General features: G+C 44.6%; 15 protein-coding genes and 2 tRNA genes. 4 read left to right on the forward strand and 13 right to left on the reverse strand.

What is annotated here, in order from left to right:
* Positions 1-196: 196 nt before the first annotated feature.
* From C7H79_RS07985 to C7H79_RS07995, 3 genes are all read right to left on the reverse strand, one after another.
* Positions 197-272 (reverse strand) — tRNA-Phe (locus tag C7H79_RS07985).
* A 67-nt stretch (positions 273-339) separates the two neighbouring features.
* Positions 340-416: transfer RNA gene (locus tag C7H79_RS07990), tRNA-Arg, on the reverse strand.
* A gap of 501 nt (positions 417-917) precedes the next feature.
* Complete coding sequence (locus C7H79_RS07995; RefSeq protein ID WP_106706762.1) at positions 918-1,679, reverse strand: DUF1499 domain-containing protein; 762 nt, start codon at positions 1,677-1,679, stop codon at positions 918-920.
* Positions 1,680-1,886: 207 nt separating this feature from the next.
* Between C7H79_RS07995 and C7H79_RS08000 the strand changes: the two genes are divergently transcribed.
* The gene (locus tag C7H79_RS08000; RefSeq protein ID WP_242447201.1) at positions 1,887-2,084 is read left to right on the forward strand and encodes a hypothetical protein; all 198 of its coding nucleotides are present in this window, start codon (positions 1,887-1,889) and stop codon (positions 2,082-2,084) included.
* Positions 2,085-2,219: 135 nt separating this feature from the next.
* On the opposite strand, the gene C7H79_RS08005 is transcribed toward C7H79_RS08000, so the two are convergent.
* The 3 genes from C7H79_RS08005 to C7H79_RS08015 are packed head-to-tail and all read right to left on the reverse strand — an operon-like array spanning position 2,220 to position 5,243.
* Positions 2,220-3,422, reverse strand: a complete 1,203-nt coding sequence (locus C7H79_RS08005; RefSeq protein ID WP_106706763.1) for an ABC transporter permease — start codon at positions 3,420-3,422, stop codon at positions 2,220-2,222.
* The gene (locus C7H79_RS08010) at positions 3,409-4,092 is read right to left on the reverse strand and encodes an ABC transporter ATP-binding protein (RefSeq protein WP_106706764.1); all 684 of its coding nucleotides are present in this window, start codon (positions 4,090-4,092) and stop codon (positions 3,409-3,411) included. The genes C7H79_RS08005 and C7H79_RS08010 overlap by 14 nt, the downstream gene beginning before the upstream one ends.
* A 2-nt stretch (positions 4,093-4,094) precedes the next feature.
* Positions 4,095-5,243 carry an efflux RND transporter periplasmic adaptor subunit gene (locus C7H79_RS08015; RefSeq protein WP_106706765.1) on the reverse strand — a complete coding sequence of 383 codons (1,149 nt, stop codon included), beginning with the start codon at positions 5,241-5,243 and terminating at the stop codon, positions 4,095-4,097.
* 138 nt (positions 5,244-5,381) lie between these two features.
* On the opposite strand from C7H79_RS08015, the gene C7H79_RS08020 reads away from it, so the two are divergent.
* Positions 5,382-7,016, forward strand: a complete 1,635-nt coding sequence (locus tag C7H79_RS08020; RefSeq protein ID WP_106706766.1) for a MutS-related protein — start codon at positions 5,382-5,384, stop codon at positions 7,014-7,016.
* 359 nt (positions 7,017-7,375) lie between these two features.
* On the opposite strand, the gene C7H79_RS08025 is transcribed toward C7H79_RS08020, so the two are convergent.
* Positions 7,376-8,731, reverse strand: coding sequence for a porin (locus C7H79_RS08025; RefSeq protein WP_106706767.1), 1,356 nt, complete (start codon positions 8,729-8,731; stop codon positions 7,376-7,378).
* Positions 8,732-8,915: 184 nt separating this feature from the next.
* Here C7H79_RS08025 and C7H79_RS17910 point away from each other — a divergent pair, with 184 nt between their 5' ends.
* Both C7H79_RS17910 and C7H79_RS08030 read left to right on the forward strand, forming a co-directional pair.
* On the forward strand, positions 8,916-9,092 hold the full coding sequence (locus C7H79_RS17910) for a hypothetical protein (protein ID WP_172592385.1): 177 nt from the start codon (positions 8,916-8,918) through the stop codon (positions 9,090-9,092).
* 161 nt (positions 9,093-9,253) lie between these two features.
* A complete protein-coding gene (locus tag C7H79_RS08030) occupies positions 9,254-9,628 on the forward strand; it encodes a hypothetical protein (protein ID WP_106706768.1) in 375 nt (124 codons plus the stop codon).
* 87 nt (positions 9,629-9,715) lie between these two features.
* On the opposite strand, the gene C7H79_RS08035 is transcribed toward C7H79_RS08030, so the two are convergent.
* From C7H79_RS08035 to C7H79_RS08060, 6 genes are all read right to left on the reverse strand, one after another.
* Entirely contained in the window at positions 9,716-11,092 is a 1,377-nt protein-coding gene (locus tag C7H79_RS08035; RefSeq protein WP_106706801.1) for a porin, read from the reverse strand.
* Between the two features lie 134 nt (positions 11,093-11,226).
* The gene (locus tag C7H79_RS08040) at positions 11,227-11,694 is read right to left on the reverse strand and encodes a hypothetical protein (RefSeq protein ID WP_106706769.1); all 468 of its coding nucleotides are present in this window, start codon (positions 11,692-11,694) and stop codon (positions 11,227-11,229) included.
* Between the two features lie 126 nt (positions 11,695-11,820).
* Complete coding sequence (locus C7H79_RS08045) at positions 11,821-12,477, reverse strand: response regulator (protein WP_106706770.1); 657 nt, start codon at positions 12,475-12,477, stop codon at positions 11,821-11,823.
* Between the two features lies 1 nt (position 12,478).
* Entirely contained in the window at positions 12,479-14,920 is a 2,442-nt protein-coding gene (locus tag C7H79_RS08050; RefSeq protein WP_242447202.1) for a sensor histidine kinase, read from the reverse strand.
* A gap of 371 nt (positions 14,921-15,291) precedes the next feature.
* On the reverse strand, positions 15,292-17,478 hold the full coding sequence (locus tag C7H79_RS08055) for a primosomal protein N' (protein ID WP_106706771.1): 2,187 nt from the start codon (positions 17,476-17,478) through the stop codon (positions 15,292-15,294).
* Between the two features lie 91 nt (positions 17,479-17,569).
* Complete coding sequence (locus C7H79_RS08060) at positions 17,570-18,979, reverse strand: adhesin (protein WP_106706772.1); 1,410 nt, start codon at positions 18,977-18,979, stop codon at positions 17,570-17,572.
* Positions 18,980-19,040: the final 61 nt, after the last annotated feature.

Genomic DNA, 19,040 nt, shown 5'->3' on the forward strand with positions numbered 1-19,040 from the left:
AAAGCTTAAATTCCATCAAAACCTCCCGGATGAAAAATATACATCTAGAAAACAGCTTTAATTTACCAAAATATGCTTATTTATAACAGCTTATTCTAATGGCTTCCATTAGAAATCAAACCTAATGGGAAATCTGGATTTATTTGGAAATTTAAAAAGCACTTAGCCTATTTACATGCTAAGTGCTTTATTTATTTGGTGGCCAAGGGCGGAATCGAACCACCGACACAAGGATTTTCAGTCCTCTGCTCTACCGACTGAGCTACTTGGCCATTTGTGAAATGACTGGAAAAAGCGGATAAGTCTGTTTATTGAATTGTAATAGATTATTCGATGAGTTGGCGCGCCCGGCAGGATTCGAACCCACGACCCCTTGGTTCGTAGCCAAGTACTCTATCCAACTGAGCTACGGGCGCTTAAATACCATCGAATTACTTCCAGCTTGTTAAGCAACCGGGGGATTATATCAGATTGAAGCAAACACGGGATTCGAAGTTGTTGCATTTTGCTGCTGTTCCGGTGCTTTCAAACTGTAATCGACTAAGCCGATTGTTTCTCTTTCTTTATGAATCATCACAATTTCATTTTCGGGGGCGATAATGGTGTATTTAGCTCATCTTGTCAAGATTAAACTCCATTCTTACTGATTCTTGACAAGTCGTTGAGAACTGTCTGCATCCCTGTTGCGGCTTTAGAAAAGTGCTGAGAGCGCCTATTGATTAGCATAAATTGTGCATTTCCGTTTGTTTTTAATTTGCATCAACCTGTGCGAAAAACGTGCTTAACAATTTGCCAGGATTAGGAATAGTAACAAAAAGTGTGATCATCATGCACCAGACGTCGCTAACTTCAATGATATGTGTGCTGACGATAGTCGTTGATTGTGAATGTCACACTACTAAAGTTTTACATTTTAATTATGTTGCTACTTTACTGTTGAGGTCGGCTAAGAACGCTTTAATACGCGCAGCATTGGTACCCATGTCGCTAATGCCAATACGGGAAGCGGAACGCATATCTACGATCGTTTTATCGTCTTTAGCGGATACGCGAATCACAACATCATCCTTAAAGCCCATGATCCTGGTTGTATCAGTCGCTTCGATGATGCCATTTTCTGCAGAGTCAGTAATGATGTCCCAACCACGCGCCTTGACGAGTGCAACCGCTTCTGCAAAGACTAAACTCGGATCTTTATCGATCAACAAAGGGCCGAGGTCGGGGTACCCTGCTTGCTGAAGTTCAGTAAGATTAGCTGGAGTTTTCCGGTCAACCGAGTTGTGCTCCGTTGTTCGCAAAGTAAGAACGGTTCCAAAGCTGGGAGGATTTTGCAGGTCGGTGGTGATGTCGTGAATGCGCGGTACTTTATATCCCGCCTGAATGGTGAGAAAAACAGGCACCACAACTGCAAGGCCAAGCGCCAGTCCAGCGAGTGCCGATAGCGTACCCGTTACTTTGGTGTCGACGGCTGTAATGATGGCGAGAATGCTGACAATGGCGGAAAGGATGGCCATCATACCCAGCGCGGCTCCTCCGAGAATAATTATCAATGCCACCTGGTAATTCATCAGGCCAAAACGATATCCCATAACAGCCAGAGCTGCGATCGCAGCGGACAAGCACGCATGCTTGAAACTCCAGCGCGCAAACTCCGAACGTTCTCTTATTTTTGCTTTCATTTTTTAATTACCTCGAATTGACCCCGATACAAAATTATAACAGTCGTGATCCGACGGTTTCTCGCATTTCAGAAAAGCGACTGAATAGACAATATAATGATTGCTGCTGAGCAACTTATTCTGCTAAATATTTCCATATATTAAACAATAATTTCATATCTGCGACATAATTAGATTAAGCTAACGTTTCATGCGCAGGAGAATAAAATGATGATGATAAAATATTTATTCATGGCTGTACTATTTTCAACCTGGGTGCTTGCTGCTTGTAATGAACCAAAAAGAACACCTGATGGGCATCTGATGGATAGACCGAAAATGTCAGCCTATGGACCGGATGATGTTACAAAACATGATACAGATGCTTCTGGTGCTGACGGTGAATTGGCTGAGGACAAGCAGTGATTTTTATAATGGTGGGCAATGGGTTGATTAAGCTTGATCCAATTTTGTAGACGGGTAAGTCGCCGCTAAGATCGGCAAACTTTGAGCGTTGGGTTGACTGCCAACAAATAAAAAAGCGAAGCATGCCTATGAAGTTTATTTTTTCCCCAGTGCATTCACTGCATTCAGTTTGGCTGCTTTGCTGGCGGGCATCAAACTGGCCAGAACTCCGGTTATCAATGCGACCGTAATCCCTGCAATAGAAGCCCATGCTGGCGGCCAGGCGGGAAGCTGGGGAAACGCCAGACGTAACATCAAGCTGCCAAATTGTCCTAACAGAAATCCTAAAATAGCGCCTGCCAACGACAATAAAAGTGCTTCGGCAAAGAACAAGCGGCGGATATCTGCGGAGGTTGCTCCGATGGCTTTCAGCAGGCCGATCTCTGCGGTGCGTTGACTGACCGCAACCAGCATTACATTCATCACCAGAATACCGGCAACAATCAGACTGATCGCGGCAATCCCCGCGACTGCCAAGGTCAGTGCCTGCAGGATGCGGTCAAAGGTCGAGAGAATGGCATCTTGCGTAATCACGGTAATGTCTTCTTCTCCATCATGACTCTGTTTTACAGTCGCTAATATCGCTTGCTTCGCCGGCTCGATTTCGCTGTGACTCTTGGCTTCAATCAGGATGCGGAATAGTGAAGTAGTATTAAACATTGTCTGGGCATAGCCAATCGGGATAATGACTATTTCATCAGTATTGTATCCCATGGTTTCTCCTTGTGCCGTCAGAACACCAGAGACCAGGAATCGGCTATCACCCAGTCGAATGCGCTGACCGATGGCTTGAGTGCGAGGAAAGAATTCATTGGCTATTTTTGCGCCTAGAACGATCTGAGCATTACTCGCAGTGCCCTGCGCCAAAAAACTCCCTTGCGCTAGTTTCATGTGTCGGATCGGTATCAGGTTGGCGTTACTGCCGAGCACTGTCACTTCGCGCAGGCGATTGGCTGCAGATAGCTCTGCCTCGCCGACATTGAGCGGTGCATAGCGCCGTACTTGCGGCAAACGGCCGATCAATTGCGCATCTTTTAACGTCAGATCGCGCGGTGTCTGGCCTAGCACTGCGCCCAAGAAGGCTCCCGAAGTTTCTGCCCGCCCGGGTAATACCACCAGCAGGTTGGTACCGATGGAAGAAAATTGATTGATTACATAGTTTCTTGCGCCATCACCCAGTGCTGTCAACACCACTACAGCGGCTACGCCCAATGCCATCGCGAGTACGATCAGCAATGAGCGGATGCGATAGCTCAGCACTGTTTTAAATGAGACTTGTAAAGTATCAACCAGCGTCATCAGTTTGATCTGTCAAAATTTTTCCATCGCGCATGCCGATCTGACGAAGCGCACGCGCACCCAGTTCCCGATCGTGCGTAACGACAATTAATGTGGTTCCATGTTGATGCAGATTTTCCAAGAGTGTCATCACTTCTGCGCCGATTTGATGATCCAGGTTTCCGGTGGGTTCATCCGCCAGAATGACACTGGGCTGCATGATGGTTGCGCGCGCAATTGCTACGCGCTGGCGCTGTCCGCCGGAAAGCTCCGCCGGGCGGTGATGCGCGCGTTCTTTTAGCTCGAAAGCCTGCAATGCCTCATTAACACGGATTTGCCGCTGCTCATTTGGTATGCCGCTGAGTATTAATGGCAATTCGATATTTTCTGCGGCAGTCAGGCGTGGAACAAGATGGAACGATTGAAACACAAAGCCGATTTTTTCACGGCGGATTTGTGCTTGCTCGGTTTCTGATAAATCGGTAATCAATTTTTCATCCAGTTCGTAACGCCCGTTATCGGGTTTATCCAGTAAACCGAGAATATTCAGCAACGTGGATTTTCCCGAACCGGAAGGTCCCATGATCGAAACATACTCCCCAGATGCAATTTGCAGATTGATGTCATTCAGCGCATACACCGCCTGGTCACCCATATAAAATGTGCGAGTTATCGCGGTCAGGCGTATCATGATTATTGTGGCTTGGGTTGCACGGCAACGCCCGCTTTGATATCGTCCTGATCAAAGGACATCAGAACTTGATCCCCTGCTTTCAACCCGCTGCGGATTTCGGTAAAACTCCAATTGCTCAAACCGGTTTCCAGTGATTGCTCAACTAATCGATTTTTTTCATCCACCGTCCAGACTTTATTATTTTGCCGGATGGCTTGCGTCGGGATACGCAGGACATTTTCCTTGCGTTCAAGGATCACTTCCACATCGGCGCTGTAACCGACGAGCAAGGTATCCGTTGGAATCTGCAGAAAATCCATTTCGATATCCACCGTGCGCGCCTGTTTCTCGATTTCAGTCACATAAGGCGCAATGCGCCGTATTTTGCCGGGAAAGACTTTTTCCGGCATGGCATCCAGCGTGATGCGCGCTTCCTGCCCCACCCTGATTTTGGGCGCATCGACTTCATCCATCGGAGCGGTGACATACAGACAACTGTCATCGATCAGATCGATCGTCGGCGGGGTAGGGATACCGGGTGGCGAAGGCGTGGTGTATTCGCCTAATTCGCCGGAAATTTTTCCAATCACGCCGGAAAACGGCGCGCTGATAATAGTACGGTCAATTCCGGCCTGGGATACGTGAATCTGCGCTTCGGCACGCTTGATGTCGGAAATGGCCGCTTCGCAACTGGCCTGACGGGAACGTGCGTTGGCATTGGTATCGTCGGCGCGCTGCGAGCTGACAAAACCCTTTTCCACCAATTGTTGAGTACGGATTGATTCGCGTCGGGCATTTTCCGCCAGAATGCAGGTTTCGCGGCGACGTTCTTGCGCCATTGCTAGTTGACGTTGTGCCAGTTCGCGTTGTGCCAGCAGATCCTCATTCCATAATTCCAATAAAATCTGGCCCTTTTGCACATGATCGCCTTCTTTTACCCTGATTTTTGCGATCTGCCCACCCGTCATGGGTGCAAGGTTGGATCGCTGGCAGGATTTGATCGTGCCAGCGCGCGTGTTGACAATCGTGGTTTCTACATTGCCTTTGGCGATGAGGGCTAAATCCACCTCTAGTGGTTTAGGTCGGGTGTAATGCCAACTTGCAAACGCAATTGCGCTTGTTATGGCGATAAAACTGACCCATCGGAACGGTTTGTTAATGAATGGCATCGTCAGAAGCAATGTGTGGATAGACAGGAAATGTCATCGTGTTGTGTTTCACTGCAAAAATGCGTATTTTACACGTTCAGTTAGCGTTGCTCGCTGACAACTCATAAAAACCGATAAAACCTTTAACAGACATTCCGTATGATCAATATTTGGCGCAAAAAATTCATCTTATCCCATTCCGATCAGCCCACAACGGTCGAGGATATCCGTCCCACCGAAAATGATTATGAGACACTGGATGCAAAAACCTTTGAAGCAATTGAGGCGGAAGCCCTGTTTCATGCGATCAACCAAACCCAAACAGAGACCGGCCGGCTGACGCTGTATCGCTCCATCGCCCGTCCGGCTCAGGATGCGATAATGTTGCAACAGAAGCAGATAGCGTTGCGTGAAATGGAATCGGATCCGCAATTGTATGATGCGATCACAAAATTTGTGAGTAAAACGGCTTCTGGAGAAAAATCATTGAAATATCTGTTGTATGGTGAATTTGTCGGCGGCCTGACGACCGAGGATCCGAGCAGTCGCACGGATAAGCTAGAATTTGGCGGCTATGGTTATCGGCAATACGTCGACGGAACCGAATTTGCCGTGGATCTGGTTGAAGGCGCTGCACAAATTCCGCAACCACAATCTCCCTATTTGCGCACACTGCTGGATGCTTTTCGTGATTTCGGCCGATCGCGCATTTATGCTTTGATGCAAGGTCCGGCTTACGTCTCCGGCAGCAAGTTCAAGAGCCAAAAAGAAAAATCGGCTTTTGATCTGTTTTCACGTTTCCGGCCTTCATTGTTTAAACTCGTGCCAATAGTAACTTTTTTTGCTGCGTCGTATGGCATTCTGTTTTTCTTTCAAAACTTCATGCCGCAGTTCAATGTATCTTACATCGGTTATGGCATTCTGGCGCTAACCGTTCCGGTATTCCCGATTTTGCTGCTGGCGATGGGCGTATCCGACCGTGATTCGATTATTTATCCGTTGCGCAAGCAATTCCGCGAAAGCCCGGAACTGGCCAAGACTGTCGAAGCATTCGGCATGCTGGATGAGTTATTGTCTTTTTGTCGCTATGGTCAGTCGCTTGTCGGCGACAAGGTATTGCCGCAGATTCTCGATGAAAAACAGCACCGCCTGACCGTCATTCAAGCCCGAAACCCATTATTGATCAAAAGCATTCCGGATTACGTGCCGAATGATATTCACCTCGATCAGGCAGGGCGCGTACTGATTATCACCGGCCCGAACAGTGGCGGCAAAACGGCATATTGCAAGACCGTGGTGCAAATTCAGCTACTCGGGCAAATCGGCTGCTATATTCCTGCCACACAAGGGCAACTGGTTCCAGCGGAACATCTCTATTATCAAGTGCCCGACCCCGGCCAGCTCAGCGCCGCAATGGGGCGTTTCGGCCATGAACTCCAGCGCACCAAGGAGATTTTCTTTAATGCCACCGCGCTCAGTCTGGTGGTGCTGGATGAATTATCCGAAGGCACAACGTTTGAAGAAAAAATGACCATTTCGGAATATATCCTGAAAGGATTCCATAAACTTGGTGCCAGCACTTTACTGGTCACGCACAACCATGAGCTGTGCGAACTGTTGCAAAAAGACAGCATTGGCCGCTATTTGCAAGTTGAATTTATGCCGCAAGGTCCGACGCACCGAATGATTGAAGGTATCTCCAAAGTCAGTCATGCGGATCGTGTCGCCAGTGCGATAGGATTTAGTCAAAGGGACGTGGAAGCGCATTTGGAAAGGCAGGGGGGGAATCATTAAGGCAAAATATGATTTGTCAAAGATGAAGTCGCGTATTGAAATTTTTTACCAAAAGGATCTTCCCACTATCAGCTTTCGTAGGCATGATCCTTTATGTTTAGATCTAAAAGTTCGCTTGAGGTAGTGTCAACGGGACGGGAACTCTTGATCGGATTATCATGTATTATTAAGAATCCAAATAGAATAAGTATAGCCAGTCCGGAAAACGCCAAATCAGGTTCTTTATCTCTCTGCGGAAGTATCATCTTGTTACTCCTCTTTTAAGTGGCTCTTTTTTAAAATCAACTTACTTTATATTGACTCTGGAAGCAATAATCCGATTTTCCGAGCGGATACAGCAATGCCAGTTATTCCAATCCCTAAAAGGGCAGCAAAAAATCGAGTGAAAACAGGATCTGATCTTTGTTGCCGCCGAACGGCCGGTATGCGGTTGTATGATACGCATCGGCCCGGTCATAGCGAATGTTCGGGCGGATCGTGAGTTTTTTCAGTGCATTCCAGGTCAGTTTAAGCGTTTTGGCGGCTTTCCAGTTTAAACCGAGCGTCACGTTATAATAATCGGCCGGAGCTGAGGTGACAACGTTGGGATTGCCAGCATAGCTGACGGTAGTGCCATTCACAACATTGGTGGCAGCGGCGATTCGGAATGGCGAGGGGTTACGAAAGCCTTCTTCGTCACGATACCATTCGCCACGTGCGCCGATCGATACATTGTCGGTCAGGTCATAGTAGAGATGGATGAGGGCGCTGAACCATTCAGCATCTTTGATTACGTTGGTATATTTTAAGTTGTTCAGCAGCACGCCGCCAGCATGGCCATAGACATGGTGTAAAACCAACAAGGTTCTGGGGGTGATTCTGTGTTTAAAGACGATATTGTAGAACCCCCAGATTTCACTGCTGCGCGCGGAAGTTTCACCATAGGTGCCAGATAGATGTAATGAAGTGGCTTGATTGTCGCTGGTCCAGGTGAATCCTCCCAATCCACTCCAACTGCTTAGTTGCCTATCCCAGCCAGCATCCCAGCCACCCGTTGCGCTGCCTGTTAATGGGCCTCCGATAATTTGCCAATTTGCGTTAGCTTGATAAGTGGCCAGCATTCCCGTATGAGTGAAAGGTTCACCGACATTCAAGGTATAAGCACGTGTATAGAAAAAGTTGTCGGGTGCTGGAACGGTTTCGAAGCCGGTAGGGGTATAGAAGTGACCTAATTTTACGTTGAGCCCGTTACCAACAGGTACATATGCTTCAAAAAATGCTTGTGGCAGAGCTATACCGTAGGTGCGAGTAGAGGCGCAGCATAGGTTGAGGTCCCAATTATTTCTTTTGAGCGGCGTTCCATCATTGACATCAAACGCTGGTACGCCAAACGCTTGAGTGAAAATAGCATCAGTTCCGAACATAAAATCGAAACGCCCGCCAAAGTCCCATGCTTTGCCTTCAGAGACGACCGAACGCCGCATAAACAGGTTAAATTGATTCAACTGAAACTTGTTGGCCTGATCGGCAAAAATGACAGGGCCATTAAACCCTCCGGATTGGCTGGGATTTAACGTTGCGCCCCCATGAATCCAGCCGCCGAAGTCCAGTTTATGACGGGTAAGGAATTCTTTAAAGCTGCTGGCACAAAGATTATCAGAATAGATTGAGCAAAGAAGGATGCCGCTCGTCAAGGCGAATATCAGCCATCCTGAACATTTCAAGTTACATTTCATTTTAAGGGTTATTAAATTAACGTTCTGATAAATATTGTCTTTCTAATAGCTTTTGTCTGAAAACTATTGTAGTTACAAAGACAAGGTTAATGGTTTCCATTGATAGAAAACAATGGTTTTGCCCAATATACGCCTAGCGTTTACCAAACTAAGATGATGCCATACCGTAAAACAGGAGGTATTCATGATGAAAACGTTGAAATTGTCATTATTGGCATGGGCGCTAGCTATTCTGAGTGCTTGTGCACAAATGAATTCATCATTGGTTGCACCCAATGGGATAGCAAACAATGATCCTGAATATCAGCCATCCCGGGTATTCCAAGTTAGATTGCATACTGCAGCTATTTCTTCAAATTAGTTCGTTAAACGTGACATTGATTTATTCGTAGTGATTTCTACGAGAGGTATTGTAATCACTATGGTTAATGGTTTCCATTAATAAAAAACAATAGTTTTCCCAATATACACAAGGTACTGATCAAATTATGATAGTGCCATATGTTAGAGGAGGTATTCATTATGAAAGCATTGAAAATATCAATAGGAGTGATAGCGCTGGTTATTCTGAGCGCTTGTGCACAAATGAATGCATCTTTGATTGCCCCGACAGGGATCGCAAATAATGATCATGAGGCTTTGGTTAATTATTATGAAACCGTAGCTGAAGAAGCAAGATCAAGACTGCAGAAGAATAAAAAAATCCTTGAAGCATATGAAGCACGCCCATACTATTATGGAAGAAGAGGTCTGGATTTGCAGTCACATACATCTGCGAATATTCGTGCGCATGAAAAAACCTTGCAAGAAAGTATAAAATTTGCTGAATTTCATAAAAGAATGGCGACAAAAGAAAGGAACGCTCCAACCAGTAAAGAAAAGATCAATTCAAATTAGTAGCTTGATCTTAGTTTAGTCTGGAGTAGTAAAAGTTAAAGATAAGACTTGTATTCGCATGACTTGTGTTTCTAAGTTGTTGGATCGCTAAAAAGGAATTACGAAATCAAGCGAAAACAAAATCTGATCTTTATTGCCTGCAAAGGGTCGATAAGTAGCTGTATGCAAAGCATCGACCCTATCATAACGAATATTCGGTCGGATGTTGATTTTTTTCACCGCTTCCCATTTAAGCTTAAGTGTTTTAGCGGCTTTCCAGTTTAAGCCAATAGTGGCCGCATAGTAGTCGGCAGGTGTAATGGTGACGCTGCTGAGATTTCCGGCATAACTCGTGGTTATGCCGTTTACGATGTTAGTTGCAGCAGCAACTCGAAATGGAGAAGGATTGCGAAATCCATCGCGATCCCGAAACCACTCTCCGCGCATACCTATCGATAAATTCTCCGTAAGATCATGGTATAAGTGCGTTACAAAACCAATCCATTCAGCATTCTTTACTACATTGGTATATTTTAGATTATTTAATAATACGCCACCCGCATAGCCATGAACATGATGCAGTACCAGCAGGGTTTTAGGATTTATTTTGTGTTGAAATACAATATTGTACATTCCCCATGATTCGTCGCTTCGTGTTGAAATCTTGCCATAAGTGCCGGTAGCGTTGAGTGAGGTGGCCTGGTTATCACTGGTCCAGGTAATACCCGCAATGCCACCCCAATTGCCGAGTTGTCTATTCCATCCACTATCCCACCCACCGGTTGCGCTACCGGTAACAGCACTTCCGGAGATAGACCAATTGTTGTTGACTATATAGTTTGCCTGTAATCCGGTGTGTGTGAAGGGTTCTCCAGCATTAAAAGAGTAAGCGCGGGTGTAGAAAAAATTGTCAGGAGCCGGGACGGTTTCAAAACCGGTTGGCGAGTAAAAATGTCCTGCTTTTAGGTTGAGTCCGTTTTTTCCAATCGGCACGTGTGCTTCCAAGTAGGCTTGCGGGAGTGCGATTCCATACGTGCGAGTTGATGAACAACATAGATGAAGATCCCAGTTATTGCGTTTGAGAGCTTCGCCGGAATTGACATCAAAAGTTGGTACGCCAAAAGCTTGTGTATAAATCGCATCGGTTCCAAACAAAAAATCAAAACGCCCGCCAAAATCCCATGTTCTGGTTTCCGATATTACTGGGCGTTGCAGAAACAGATTGAATTGATTTAACTGAAATCGATTGGCTCGATCAGAAAAAGCAACAGGCCCATTATAACCACCCGCTTGGCTGGGGTTAAAAGTTGCACCACCGTGAATCCAACCACCGAATTCAATCCGGCTATCTTTAAAATATTTTTTTAAATTGTTTGCGTAAGGAGTGGTTGCGTATGAAAAGGAAAAAAACGTGCTTCCTATTATAAAGACGATCGACAGCCATTTCAGGAATTTTTTTTTAGAGTGATGGTACGGTTCATTCATACATACAAATAGAAATTGCCAAAGAGACATGGAACGTATATTAACATTCCATGTCTCTTTGGCAATATATTAACAGCGATACTAACTCAAAAATATGATCATAAATAAACCGCCTCTTAAAATAAGAAAACGCTTTAATTTCTTTTCAAGTCGCTAGGTTCAGAACTGAGTCTCGCTTTGACTTTACGGTTTTCTTTTTGGTTCGGGCTGTCAAATGATTGTGCATATTCACTTTTCTTAAGCTCGGCAGCGATTTTGCGATGATAACCCGCTTGCTGAATGGCATCTGTCGCTGCTTCTTGGTAGTAGCGAATATTAGCCAATGTGTGTGATTTATAATCCTGCCCACGTCTGCCATAATGATTGCTATGATCTTCGTATTGTTCTAACAATACCTTTTTCTCTTCAACTTTTGCTGTCATTTCATTGGCCAGCTTGTCGTAGTAATTGGCTAAATTTTCGTAGTCATTGGACGTTTTGGCTTCTGATACAATCTTACTGTGATCCATATTGCGTGCTTCCATTGGGCTCATTTGCGCGCAGGCAACTAACATAGAAAGCATCGGCAAAACTGCAAGATATTTTCCTAATTTAATGTTCATAATGATAATACTCCAAATGGAATTGCACATGAAAACATCTTACGGGGGTTAATACTGAAATAATATTGGGGAATCCATTGTTTTTAAATAAGGGAAACCCTTAGGATTGATTGCGCCGTCGGTGATCTAATGTTCTTCAGAAATCCAGCGTGTGGCGTAGCGGATTAAGTCGGCACCATCCTTTAAATGCAGTTTGACGCGGATATTGAAACGATGCGTTTCAATTGTTTTGATGCTGCGGCAAAGTAATTTGGCAATTTCTTGGCTGCTATGTCCTTGTCCGATCATGTGAAGTACTTCAAATTCACTGGGAGTTAGTGTGTTGATGAGTTGTTCTGGCTCGGAGTGTCCCGATGCGATACGCTTCAGCAATTTATCATGCATTTCCTTACTTAAATAAACGTTACCTTTGAGTACTTCATGAATTGCCGCCAGGAGTATCTCGCCAGGTTCCTGTTTCATCACATAACCGCGAGCACCGGCACGTAAGGCACGCTCTGCATAAACGGATTCATCGTGCATGGATACAAATAGGACAGGAAGCGAGGGTATCAGTGCATGCATATTTTTAATCACTTCAAAGCCGGATACTGTTTTAAGCGTGACATCTAATAAAACAATATCGACAGGGCCATTCTTTTTCAGTATTGCCAATGCTTCGTTGCCATCACCGGCCTCGGCAAATACCTCCATATCGGGTTCCATATTAATCATCATCGCCATGCCTCGTCTTAACATGGCATGATCATCCACTAGCATTACTTTGTATTTATTTGTAGACATCTTAAGTCATCCGCATTTCTAATCGAACTTCAGTACCGCCTTCGTTACGAGAGAGAAAATTCAATTTTGCACCCAGTTGTTTGGCACGATATTGCATTATTTTTATTCCCATCCCGGAAGTTGTTTGTGATGCTCTATCCGTTTCAGTAAATCCGCTGCCATCATCGGAAATTGACAAACAAAGTATTCCTTCATCAGAAGATAAGGACAGGGTGATATGCTGGGCTTTACCATGGCGAATTGCATTGTTGGCAGCTTCCTGGGCAATTCGATATAGATTAAGTGCCAAAGTATTATCATGAATGATAATGCTATTCTTACATGAAAAATTGCAAGAGATGCTGTAAGTCGTTGATATTCTATTTGCCAGAGCTTGTAATGCAGCAATCAAACCATTGGCTTCTATTTCAAATGGAAGCAGTCCTTGTGCCAGTTGTTTGATTTGTATTACTGAGATTTGCGCTTGTGAAGCAATAGAGGCGGCAACTGTCGCCATACTTGTGTTTCCTGTAACTACAATTTGCTTTTCCAGCGCTCTGGCTTGATAGCCAATAGCAGCTATTTGCTGTCCGAGATTATCATGCAATTCCTGTCCAATGGTGTGTGCTTGTTCTTCAGCCACGAGTACTAGAGCTTGTTCTAATCGCTTGCGTTCTAACCAGCTTTCCAAGTCGCTGGCGATCGCGTTGATGAGCTTATGCTCTTCCACTACCAGATAAGGGTGGTCTATCGGGTAATAAACGCGTATATGACCGCACACATTACCATTCACATGAATCAAGCAGCAGCAGGTACATGCAGGATCTCGATCTATGCGCCAGAAACCGGTTTTTCTGTTAGTGATTTTGGTTTTTGACTGTAATCGATTTCCGGTTTCTGAATCAAACTTTCCGGAAGAATATCGCCAGCCGTTTAGTTCGATCACTGCGCTTGCAATTTTAGGGAATTGCATTGCCGGTATCAAATGCTCAAAAATATTCAGGCAAACATTGTCTATCGACGATTCCATACCAATGCCACGGCGAATTTCATAAAGGCAAGTGATTTCTTTAAGGCGTTCATGCAATAACTCATCGACTTGTTTGCGCTCTAACCATCGTGCTAGATCACTGGTAATCGCATCAATAAGCTTTTGTTCTTCCAGAACCAAGAAAGGCTTGTCTTGAGGATAGAAAACGCTTAGTTGACCACATATCTTGCCGTTTACATTGATTTTAGAATTTAATCTGTGCGTCATATTTTGTGTCGATGTCGTGGAAGAAATATTTTGTCCATCGAGTTCAATCGTCACTGAGGCATGTTCGGGATATTGCATAGCAGGTATCAGATGCGCAATTATTTGCTGACAAGCTTTGTCGACAGATAGATCGAGTCCAATGCTGCGGCGAATCTCATACAAACAAGTAATTTCTTTCAGGCGTTCGCGCAGTTCAATTTCTTTATGACTCAGTTCGATAGAAATCTGTTCTGCGGTTTCTTTGGCGTTGCGTGATTCTCTTTCGGATTTAATCAGCTTGCGAACAAACCAATTCAATAACAATATCTCAGCAATTATTAATCCGACAAGATAAAGAACGATGACTATTAATTGATTATTAACCGGCTCGAATAATTCCTCCTGATCCAATTTTAGAATCATCCCTAAACCAATATTCTGGAGTGGTGCATATGCCTCAATTACCGGTATGTGGCGATAATCTTTTGCCGCAATGACACCGCTCAAGCCATCAAGCGCAAGGCTTATTGGCAGTTTCCCACCTTCTCTCACATATCTCAGGTGTTTGAATTTCACACCATCCATTTGACTGATAAAACAGGCCATTACCTGTGTATTAGCGGTCGGAGGGGCGCAAAGTATGAATTCACCGGTTTTGCCAATGGATCTTATCTCGCTAAATCTGCGAGTCACATGTGGCAGGTGAATTTCTGTCACAATTCTACCGATAGGGCGCATCTCTGAATCTGTGATATCGATCTGAGTGCGCAAAATAAAGTTTTCATCCCATATAATGTGAGTGTTATTATAATTTGGTAATGATATTGATTGAGCCATATTATTAGAAAAATGGCCAATTTGAGATAATTTATTACCATTCACATCATAAACCACTGCAGCAGAAAAACCTGCCTCAAGAAGTGAGTTAACATTTCGTTCAAGATCGTGCACTGCGCTTTTATTTTCTGGATGAGCATTGAGCTCTTGTATTGATTGAATTAGGAATGGACGGAGAGTTAAAGCATGTGTATCAGCCATTCCTTTTTGAATTTGATTTTCTACGAGGTATGCCTTGCCCTGTAGCGCAACACGTAAACCTATGCCAAGTACCGATTCAATCTGTTGCCGCATTGCACTGTAAACAGCAATGCCGGTTGCTAATGTTAATCCCAGCAGGAGCAGGCCACCAATAATACTTATCTTGTGATCATCACGCGTATAAAGCAAGCTATCTCCTCGGTTGATTTATCGGTATATGATTTATGCCGATTATATTAAGCAACGATTATAGTAAGCAGATTTACTTCTTCAATTAACTTGAAGTGAGTACGCCATACTTGATTGAGGCAGCGAAAAGCACAGCTTCTGAATCAGCAGAGATTAATAATTTTTGATGGATCGTCATAGTTTATTCGCTTTATTAGCAAGGTTGTAAGTTGATTTTTTAACGTTGACCAAGTCACCAAGTTTACTGATATATTATTGAACTTCGCAAGTCGCCGTTTAATTTTCTGATTCTCAATACTTTCTGGGCTAAGGGTGCATGTTTTTCGGAATAATTCATCGAGTTTATTGCTCAATATAGATCCTGACGTGAGTCAAAACTCAATTGGATCAACATCCACTACCCAACGTACTTTACGGATAGCTAATGTACTAATTTGTACAGACCATTCAGTCAGAAATGCCTGTAACTGTTTACGTGAGCTAGATTGTATCAATAAGTAAGCACGTTCCATTCCTTTTAAACGTACCAGCTGAGCAGGCACTGGATCAAAGATTTGTATCGCCTGAGTTGGTTTCGCCAGATGTGCAGCTTGCTTCAGAAAGTTGAGTACAATTTTGATGTCGTGGGCTTCTGCACGTAATAGTGCTTGATAAACATAAGGCGGGAATCCGGCCATTTTTCTTTCCGTCAGCAGAGTCTGTGCGAGGACATCATAATCGTGTTGTTGCAACGAATAATACAGGGGATGATCAGGAAATTCAGTTTGAATTAGCACATGTCCTGCAGCATTGGCTCGGCCTGCACGGCCGGAAACTTGCATGAGTTGCGAAAATAAGCGTTCGCTGGCACGAAAATCCGTACTGTAGAGGGAAGTGTCGGCATTCAGAATGCCAACCAGTGATAAATTCTGGAAATCATGTCCTTTAGCTAGCAGTTGCGTGCCAATCAGAATATCGACTTGATGGGTATGAATGGTATGCAAAATTTCTTGCCAAGCATTTTTGCGACGGGTGCTGTCACGGTCGATGCGCAAAATCCGCGCTGATGGAAAATGTGCGATCAGTGATTCTTCCACACGCTGTGTACCTTGACCAAATGGTGCGATATCCTGATTGCCGCATTGCGGACAAGCGCGCGGAAAATTTTCTTCATGACCGCAGTGGTGGCAACGTAATTTTTTATCGCGTAAATGAACTACCAATCGACTGGAGCAACGCTGGCAGAGTGCGCTCCAAGCACATGATTTGCATAGCAGTACTGGTGCATAACCGCGTCGGTTGATGAAAATAAGAGTTTGGCGTTGCTCAGCCAAGCATTTTTCTATCGCTTTGAGCAGTGGGACGGATAATCCATCCTGTGATTTATGAATACGTGTGTCAATATATTGAATCATAGGCAACCTGGCATTTTTCACTGCGCGAGAAGCTAGGCGGATATATTGGTAACGCCCATTGATCGCATTGAAATAACTTTCCAGAGAGGGTGTGGCAGAGCCCAGGACTATAGGAATATTGGTTTCCCGTGCACGAAAAATTGCCAAATCACGTGCGGAATAACGCAATCCATCTTGCTGCTTGAATGAGCTGTCGTGTTCTTCATCGACAATGATCAAGCCTAGTTCAGGCAATGGTGTGAAAACAGCCAGTCGAGTACCTAGAATAATTTTAGCTTCGCCGCGCTGTGCTTGCAGCCAACCCGTTAGCCGTTCGGTGTCGTTGAGTCCGCTATGTAGATTGACCAGGGGAATGGTGCAAAATCGCGCACGAAAAACCGCTTCCAGTTGCGGTGTTAAGTTGATTTCCGGGATCAGTACCAGTGTTTGCTTCCCGCGGGACAATGCAGACTCGATTATACGCAAATAAACCTCGGTTTTGCCGCTGCCAGTCACCCCATGCAGCAACCAGGTATTGAATTGTTCAAGTCGAGCAGTCACGGTTGTTACTGCACTCTCTTGTTCGGCCGTCAAGGTAGGAATGATTGCAGTTTCAGATGGAGTTGTTTGTATTATTGGCTTTTCGGCTACCCATCCTAGTTGCTTCCATTCAATCAGCAACTTACTGGCACGAGGGGAAATTTGTTTGATTTGTTGAACCGTCAAATTGGTTGCATTCTGGAACTCCGTGAGTAACCGGCGAGCCACGCGATTGCGGGCAGGAATATTAGCAATGTCGACCTGTCTGCCTAAATCCGTAAGTCCCAATGGATGTTGCGCCCACCATTCTTTCAGTTTGACTGGTTTGTTGTTGCGCAGCATTGCGGGCAAGCTGTTCAAAATTACCATGCCGAGCGGGTGATGATAGTATTGACTGCAGAAATGGAACAAATTCAGTAATGCTGGTGGTAGCGGATTTATTTCTCGAAAAATACCGTAAGCGGATTTGAGTTTTTCGATAGGTATCTGAGTTTCCATACTGATCGCCATAATAATGCCGGTGATCTTTTTTTTACCAAATGGTACGCAAACACGTAGCCCAATATCGAGCACGTTAGCATCCTCGGCTTGATAATCAAATAGGGTGCCGACGGGAACATTAATAGCGACACGAATGATGGGCATAAGTAGCCAGAGTTATTGCGACTAAGAGACGTTATCCACCGGGTTTTGAGTTAATTCCAGCGGATAACGTATAAAGATTGGAGTAAAAAAATTATTTCGAAACGCGGTATAGCGTAATGGAAGGTTCGCCGGATTTTTCTAATTGAGCTGTAGTTCCATCAGAACTGATTGAGAAATTTGTGTTGCCTTCCTGATGGGAGAAACCTACACAACCATTCGTATTATAGGTAAAGCTCGATAAACTGAGCCTGCTGTTTCCCTTGTCGTAGGAATACGACGCAAACTCGATGCCGGGTTTTCCGCATTCTGCTTGATCTTCGCGTTGTGCTTCGCCAGTTGGGTCGAGCATCAGGAATTTACCGTTTGGAAAAAATACCAGCGTTTGTGTTTTGATGGTATTTTCGTCATAAGCCCAAGCCCCAACAATACCGGTCGCATCGTTATCAATTTTTGCGAAGCGTGTTTCCTTGATTTCTTTTTCTGCCACTTCATTTTCATTGCTGAGTTCTATTGGCTTGGCGATATGAAAGAGTTCACCGAATACACTGGTTTTTTCTCGTTCTCTTTGTACCGTCACGATATCAGAATATATCAACTCAGAGCCGTCGGTACGTACTCTGCGGGTTGGACCCGGATCGGATAAACCGGCTTTGATGTTGGTATCGATAGTGGGTTTTCCAATCAGCTTGAATCCACGACTGTCAAAATCAACCGCACTGGCAACACCTGCCTCGACGCCTGCCTGAAAAATGGTACGTCCACCACATACGCGATTTTCATCACAGGAATCATCAGGTCTTGCATCAGCGTGCAAATATTCCCCGCTGCTATCAGCTGCCACTCGCAGTACGCTGGCGGTTTGATTAGTATAGCTCACCCAGATTTGTGCGCTGAGCAGTGCGACACCTTGTGACAAGAAATGGTTGCCAGCCTCCTCAAGAGTTCTGACTTCGCCTTCTATGCCGCTAGCTTCCATGATATTTTTTAAATTGGCGGTTTCAGCAAATGTTTCCGGATTGCTATCCAGATTAATGGATTCTTTGACAGCAGCAGCTGTTTCGCGCGAAATGGAAATGCCATTGGATAAATCGTTATCAGCATCCAGGGATTGTAATAGGATCAATAAATTTTGTAATTTGTTGTTGTTATCTCCGGCCAGTTCAATCGGCGTTACAATTTGTGAACCTGGTATATTTCCCAGTGTCAAACTGCCCAGTTTGAATTCTATTTTGTCGCCATGGTTGAAGTTAAAATTACCTTTTTCATCGGTTGTTCCTGATTTTCCGGAAGAAGCATTATAGGTAACACCGGAAACGGGAGAATCAACTAAAATGCCAGCGGCCGGACCGGTTGATATGTTTCTTTTGGTAGCTGATGCAGAGGATGTCGAAGCTGTGGTGTCTTTTTCGCTGCTGCTATCACAGGCGACAAGTCCAACAATAAATACCGCAGATAATAAGGGTATCCATGAATTCTTTTTAAAAGGGTGTGTGGATTTCATTAAGATGCTCTCTTTTTGATTAATTAGAAATTCAGTCTCTTACAATTTTTACATTTTGTAG

Source organism: Nitrosomonas supralitoralis (genome assembly GCF_003011925.2).
GTDB lineage: Bacteria > Pseudomonadota > Gammaproteobacteria > Burkholderiales > Nitrosomonadaceae > Nitrosomonas > Nitrosomonas supralitoralis.